Source organism: Streptomyces sp. ICN903 (assembly GCF_022015835.1).
GTDB classification, from domain to species: domain Bacteria; phylum Actinomycetota; class Actinomycetes; order Streptomycetales; family Streptomycetaceae; genus Streptomyces; species Streptomyces fenghuangensis.
On record NZ_JAKMAY010000303.1, the window covers coordinates 1 to 6,369 of the forward strand.

6 protein-coding genes are annotated in these 6,369 nt (G+C 72.4%); 2 read left to right on the plus strand and 4 right to left on the minus strand.

From position 1 onward, the window contains the following. Together L7D48_RS23910 and L7D48_RS23915 are read left to right on the plus strand one after the other, a co-directional pair. Positions 1–692, plus strand: a 692-nt coding sequence (locus L7D48_RS23910) for a sensor histidine kinase (RefSeq protein WP_237882345.1), incomplete at its 5' end; no start/stop codon positions are given. Beyond that, the gene (locus tag L7D48_RS23915) at positions 689–1,363 is read left to right on the plus strand and encodes a response regulator transcription factor (RefSeq protein ID WP_308312329.1); all 675 of its coding nucleotides are present in this window, start codon (positions 689–691) and stop codon (positions 1,361–1,363) included. The genes L7D48_RS23910 and L7D48_RS23915, both read left to right, overlap by 4 nt. A gap of 58 nt (positions 1,364–1,421) precedes the next feature. On the opposite strand, the gene L7D48_RS23920 is transcribed toward L7D48_RS23915, so the two are convergent. The 4 genes from L7D48_RS23920 to L7D48_RS23935 all read right to left on the minus strand — a co-directional run bounded on the left by L7D48_RS23920 (position 1,422) and on the right by L7D48_RS23935 (position 6,292). Next, positions 1,422–2,525 (minus strand): pectinesterase family protein, encoded by a 1,104-nt coding sequence (locus tag L7D48_RS23920; protein WP_237882347.1) that lies wholly within the window; start codon positions 2,523–2,525, stop codon positions 1,422–1,424. Then, positions 2,522–3,868 carry a polysaccharide lyase family 1 protein gene (locus tag L7D48_RS23925; protein ID WP_237882349.1) on the minus strand — a complete coding sequence of 449 codons (1,347 nt, stop codon included), beginning with the start codon at positions 3,866–3,868 and terminating at the stop codon, positions 2,522–2,524. The genes L7D48_RS23920 and L7D48_RS23925 overlap by 4 nt, the downstream gene beginning before the upstream one ends. A 128-nt stretch (positions 3,869–3,996) precedes the next feature. Further along, positions 3,997–4,854, minus strand: coding sequence for a rhamnogalacturonan acetylesterase (locus L7D48_RS23930; protein ID WP_237882351.1), 858 nt, complete (start codon positions 4,852–4,854; stop codon positions 3,997–3,999). A gap of 91 nt (positions 4,855–4,945) precedes the next feature. Next, a complete protein-coding gene (locus L7D48_RS23935) occupies positions 4,946–6,292 on the minus strand; it encodes a sugar ABC transporter substrate-binding protein (RefSeq protein WP_237882353.1) in 1,347 nt (448 codons plus the stop codon). Between the last annotated feature and the right edge of the window lie 77 nt (positions 6,293–6,369).

A 6,369-nucleotide genomic window follows, 5' to 3' on the forward strand; every position in this document is an offset into this window, starting at 1 on the left:
GCCCCGCCCCCGCGGACCGGCTGGCCGCCGCCGAGGCCCGCGCCGCCGCGCTCGCCGCCCGCGACCGGATCGCCCGCGAACTGCACGACTCCGTCGGCCACGCACTGAGCGCGGTGGCACTCCAGGCGGGCGCGGCCCGCACCGTACTCGGCCTCGACCCGGAGTTCGTCCGCCGGGCACTGACCGCCATCGAGGAGACCGCCCGGCACACCACCGGCGAACTCGACACCGTACTGGGCATGCTGCGCGAGGACGGCGAGACACCCTCGCGCACCCCGGCCGGACCGACCCTCGCCGAACTCGGCGCCCTGCTGGAGCGGACCCGCGCCGGCGGCACACCCGTGACCCTCACCACCGGCCCCGGCCCCTGGTGGGAGACGCCGGAACTCCTGCCCGAGGCGGTGTCCCGGGAGGCGTACCGCATCGTCCAGGAAGGCCTGTCCAACGCACTGCGCCACGCCGGCAGGGCACCCGTCACCCTCTCGCTCACCCTCCGCGACGAGGAACTGCTCATCACCATGGAGAACCCGCTGCACCCCCGAAGCGGCCCGCCCCGGAACCGCCCCGGCGGCGGCACCGGCCTGCGCGGCACGGCCGAACGGGCCGCCGCGCTCGGCGGCCGCGCCCAGGCCGGCCCACAGGACGGCAACTGGCGGCTGACCGTACACCTGCCCCTGGGAGGAGAACGGTGAACGACACCGGCACCGCCCCGCTGCGGATCGTCGTCGCCGACGACGAGATGCTGGTGCGCACCGCACTGCGGGCCATCCTCGGCGCACAGGACGGCATGGAGGTCACCGGCGAGGCCGCCACCGGCGCCGAAGCCGTCTCCACCGTCCGCGCCCTGCGCCCCGACGTGGTGCTGATGGACGTGCGCATGCCCGAACTCGACGGCATACGCGCCACCGAGCACCTGCTGGAGACCATGGGCGAGGACGCACCCCGGATCCTGGTGGTGACGACCTTCGAGAACGACTCCTACGTCTACGACGCCCTGCGCGCGGGCGCCGCGGGCTTCCTCCTCAAACGCTCGGCGGCCGAGGAACTGGTCGCGGCCGTACGGCTGGTGGCCCGCGGCGACTGCCTGCTGTTCCCCGCCGCCGTACGCTCCCTGGCCGCCCGCTACGCACCCCACCACCGCGGCCGGAGCCTGCGCACCCGGCTGACCGGACGCGAGGCGCAGGTGCTGCGGCTGATGGCACGCGGCCTGACCAACGCCGAGATCGCCGACCGGATGGCGGTGGGAGCGGCCACCGTCAAAACCCATGTGGCCGCGGTCCTCGCCAAACTCGGCGCACGCGACCGCACCCAGGCGGTCATCACCGCCTACGAGAGCGGCTTCGTCACCCCCGGCCCGCACTGATCCGGCCGGTGCCGCGCCCGGCCGGCACCGGCCGGGCGCGGCATCCGCCACGAGGGGCTCAGCCGACCGCGGGACGCCAGCCGCCCAGGTAGGCCGCGGGCCTGTGCTCGGCGGCCCCGGCCGCCGTCAGCCGCGGACGCTCGGCCGGATCGGCGACGACCGCGCCCGGCCCCCGGTTGGCCCACTCACGGAAGAAGAACCCCTGCCACGGGTACTGCTCCCGCATGTCGGCGTACGGCCGGGCCGCGTCGATCCCGTCGCCGAGCAGGCTCTCGCGCACCACCAGGCTCGGCCGGGCCGTCGGATCGCTGCTGGGCACCCAGGGCCGGGCCAGCTTGTACGCGCCGGCCGGCGCGGTGGTGGTGATCCGGCAGCGGTGGGCGAGGTAGCCGTACCGGGTGCCGGCGGCCGTCGACGGCGCGAAGACGAACCCGTACGGGGTGAAGTCCACGTCCCGGTCCAGGGTTCGCAGTTCGCAGCCGTGGAAGACCGCGGTCGCCCGGCCGAAGACGAAGTCCACGTCCCCCTCGACATAGCAGCGGTGGAACAACTGCCGTGCGGTGAGCGAGACATGCCGCGTGTCGGCGTACAGGGTGTCCTGGTGGCCCAGGAAGCGGCAGCGGTCGAACAGCGACCGGTCCCCCATCACCTTGATCGCCACCGCCTGCGTGCCGCTGGTGATCTCCGGATGGTCGGCGCGCAGCCAGTCGTTGGCGAAGGTGATCCGCCGGGCGGTGAAGCCGTCGGGCCGCGCGGTGACCGTGGCGCTGCCGGAGGTGCCGTAGGTCCCGGACCCGTCGGGTTTGGGGGTCCCCGCCGCGTTGTCGTGGACGATGACGGTGTCGCGGGGATCGCCGGTGCCGCCCAGCAGGGTCAGCCCGGTCTTGCTCTCCGGGATCTTCACCGTCTCGCGGTAGACGCCGGGGGCCAGGGCGATGGTCCAGGGCGTCCCGGGATGGTCGGGCGTGGCGTCCACGGCCTCCTGCACGGTGGCGAAGTCGCCGCCGCCGTCCGGTGCGACCCTCAGCCGCGGCCCGGCGTGGGCGGGCCCGGCGTGGGCCCGGCCCGCCAGGGCCACACCGAGGGCGGCGCCGGCTCCGGCCAGAAGCGCGCCGCGCCGGGTGGTGCCCACTCGTGGCCTGCTCGTCAGTGCCCCGCTCACCTGCGGCCCTTCCCGTCCTTCACCTTGATCTCCCCTGCCCCGGCGTACCGGTCCACCAGGTACGGGACGGCCAGCGGGTGGTGGACGCGGGTGCGCAGGGCCGGGGTCCAGCCCGCGTCGTCGCCCAGGAGGCGGTCGGGGTTGGCGGCGTTGTAGGCGCCCAGCAGGTCCACGTACCGGCCGTTGACCCAGTTGTTCCGCTCGGTCATGGAGGTGCCGGGGGTCCACTGGCGGATGGTGTCGGCCGGGGTCAGACCCTTGTGGAGGGTGAAGGCGTTGTGCTCGGCGACGAGCGCGGCCTCCTTGCCGATGCCCCAGGTGTAGCCGTACTTGGCGCCCTCGTTCTGCTTGAAGTGGTTGTTGTAGGCGTCCACCTGGCCGAAACGCACGCGCGGGGCACGCTCGTTGACGTCCTCGAAGAGGTTGTGGTGGAAGGTGGTGCGCAGCTTGCCGCGGTCGTCGGCCTCGGCCTTGTCGCTGTTGCCCAGCAGGATGGTCTTGTCGTGCTCGGTGAAGACGTTCCAGCTCACCGTCACCAGATCGGCGCCGCGCACGATGTCGAGCAGGCCGTCGTGCTGCTGGAAGAGCTGCCCGAAGTAGCGCGGCTGCTCGCTGTCGGGGCGGCGGCCGTCGGTGAAGGTGTTGTGGTCGATCCAGACGTGGCGGGAGCCGTAGACGACGACGTTGTCGTACTCGGAGTTCCAGGCGCCGCTCTCCCCGTCGGTGGGGTCCCACTGCGGGAAGCAGTCGTAGGTGTCCTCGAAGGTGATGTTGCGGACGATGACGTTCTCGACGCCCCGGATCTGGAGGCTGGCGCCGAGGATGGTGGCGTCGTCGCCCACCCCTATCAGGGTGGTGTTGGACCCGACGTTGAGCTTGACCCGCTTGTTCTGCTCGGCGGCCGAGGCGGCTCGGGCCTCCTCCATCGGTCCCGAGGGCTCGTTCTCGCCCCAGACCTCGGGGTCGTACGCCTGGAGGTACTTCTCCAGGGTGTAGCCGTCGCGCTGGTAGTCCTCGCAGGTCAGCGGACGCCCCTGGTCGTCGGCGTTGCCGTGGACGGTGCCCTTGACCTTGATGATCTTCGGCGTGTCGTCGCCGTCGTTCAGCGCCGCGGCCAGCTCGGCGCGGTTGGTGACGGTGAAGACGTGGTCGGCGTCGGCGGCGGCGCCGCCGGTGGTGCCGCCCTCGGCCGAGGCCCAGCCGTCGTTCTTCGACAGGACGGCGCGGGCCTGGTCGCCGCCGTGGCGCGGTGCCGCCTGGGCGGGTACGGCGAGGGCCGCCAGGGCGAGCGAGGCACACCCTGTCAGGGCTATGACACGTGCTTGGCACACTTTTCTCTGCACTGCGACTCCTTCGGTCGTGCGGGTCGTTCGGGGGTTCTCGAAGGGGGATCGGGGCGCCGGGCCGCTCCGGGTGTCCGAAGGCGCCCGGTGGTCGCGGACGGGGTGGTGGGCGAGGGCGGCGCGGCGGGTCAGCCGGCCGGCCAGGTGACCACGCTCTCCGGGACGGCGTCGTCCAGCCGCCGGAGTGCGCCCGGGTGCGGCAGGCGCCGCTCCTTCAGGCCCCGGGCGACCATCCGGGCGACCTCGACGGCTCCGTGCGGCCGGAAGTGGGTGTTGTCCTGCTTGCCTTCGGGGTGGTTGGGGTGCTCGCCCGGGGCGAGGTGGAGGAAGATCTCCAGCGTGCCGCCGGGACCCAGCCGGTCCCACTCGGCGAGGCTCGCGGCCTGGACGTCGACGAGGGGGACGTCCTCGGCGGCGGCCAGTGCGCGCATCGCCTCGGGGTACTCGCCGTGGGTGGGCCTGGCACGCCCGTCCGCGTCGAAGCGGCGGCGCTCGACGGGGGTGATCAGTACCGGGCGCGCACCGCGGGCGCGGGCGCCGTCGAGGTAGCGGCGCAGGTAGTCCTGGTAGGTGGTGTAGGGGTCGGTGCCGCGGGCCGGGTCGCCGGTCTTCTCGTCGTTGTGGCCGAACTGGACCAGCAGCAGGTCGCCGGGGCGGATCGCCTCCAGGATCGGGGCCAGCCGCCCCTCGTCGTGGAAGCTCTTGGAACTGCGGCCGTTGACCGCGTGGTTGGCGACCGTCCAGCCGTGGCCCAGGAAGACCGGCAGGGCCATGCCCCAGCCCGCCTCGGGCGCGGCCGCGGCGGTCTTGGGGGCCGCGGTGGAGTCGCCGGCGATGAAGACCGTTCCCTCACGCCGGGGGCGGCCGGGGCCGCGGGCGGACGCGGGTGCGGGTACGGGTGCGGCGGCCTGTGCGGCGCCGGCGGCGGCGAGGGTGAGCGGAAGCGCGGCGAGCGCCGCGGCGGCTTGTCGGCGGGAGACGGGCATGGAGGTACCCCCTCGGCTCGGTGTGCCCGGTACGGGCTGTGGGTGGGGCGCGGCGGGGCGGTCCGGTGCCGCCCCGCCGCGGAAGGGGGCGTCAGCCCTTCTGCTCGCTCCACTCGGCCTGGGCCTCGTTGAGCCGATTCGCCAGGTCGTCGGCGAACTCCTCGGCCGTCATCTGTCCCAGCAGCAGCTTCTGGAAGTTGGGCTCGGTGTCGGCCTTGCTGATGCTGTTCCAGTCCGGCAGGTAGTACGGGAGCTGGACGATCTTGGTGTTCGGGTCGTCGAGCGACTCCATGGCCGCCTTGGTGGGCTCGGCCTTGTTGATCCACTCGTCGTCCGCGGCGTCGGTGTGGGCGGGGATGGCGCCCGCCGACTCGTTCCAGAGGCTGTTCATCTCGGCGGACGCGGCGAACTCGATGAACTTCCAGGCCGCCGCCTTGTTCTCGCTGGACTTGAACAGCCCCATCCCGTCGACCGGGTTGGAGACCAGGGTGCGCGGGCCGCCCTCGGAGGAGGGCGGCATCGGCAGCCCGCCGATCTTCTCCTCGCCGAACGCCTTCACATGGTCGGTGTAGGAGCCCAGGTTGTGCTGGAGCATGCCGACCTCACCGCCGGTGAAGGTGGCGACCATCTTGGTGAAGTCGTTGTTCAGGTCGGCCTTGGGCGTGTGCTTGTTGTACAGGCCGACGTACTTCTCCAGCGCCTCGACGTTCTTCGGGTCGTTGACGGTGGTCTTGTCGCCGTCCCAGAAGCTCTCGATGCCGGACTGGGCGTACATCATCTCCAGCGCCTGGGCGACGGAACCCGCGCCGCCGCGGATGGTGAAGCCGAACTGGTTGTTCTTCTTGTCGGTCAGCTCCCCGGCCGCCCGGTAGAAGTTCTCCCAGGTGTCGGGGGCCGGCAGGTCCGCCTTGTCGAACATGTCCTTGCGGTACCACAGCACGCCCTGGTTGGCGGAGGTGGGGACGGTGAACATCTGGTCCTTCTCGCCCCCGGCGGCCTTGACGCTCTCGACCATGCCGTTGACCAGCTTGCCCTTCAGGGGGCTGTCCTGGACCCGGTCGCCGACCGGGTCCAGGGCGCCCTGGGCGACCATGTTGGCGAGGTAGGCCGTGCCGACCATGCCGACGTCCGGCAGGCTGTCGCCGCCGCCCTGGATGGCGGTGTCGTACTTGGACTGCACGTCGGCGATGGGTATGCCGACGTACTCCACGTCGATGTCCGGGTTCTCCTTCTCGAACTCGGTGATGATCTTCTTCCAGACCTCGGTGCGCACGCCGCCGTTGTTGTCCCAGAAGACGATCTTCCCCTCGCCCTCGCCCTCGCTGCCCGTCTCGGTGCCCGAGCCGCCGCAGGCGGTGGCGGTCAGGGCGAGGGACGCGCTGATGCCCAGGGCCAGCAGGGTGCGGGCACGGGGTCTGCGGCTGATGTTTCCACTCATCGTCGAGTCTCTTTCCTGGTCGTGCGTTTCCGCGTGGGTGTTCGTGGGTTGCGGGGTTGCGGGGTGTCCTGGGGACG

Bases quoted from the DNA above. Each gene is read 5' to 3' on its own strand.
- L7D48_RS23930 (WP_237882351.1), bottom strand. From the start codon at position 4,854: ATGCCCGTCTCCCGCCGACAAGCCGCCGCGGCGCTCGCCGCGCTTCCG.
- L7D48_RS23935 (WP_237882353.1), bottom strand. From the start codon at position 6,292: ATGAGTGGAAACATCAGCCGCAGACCCCGTGCCCGCACCCTGCTGGCC.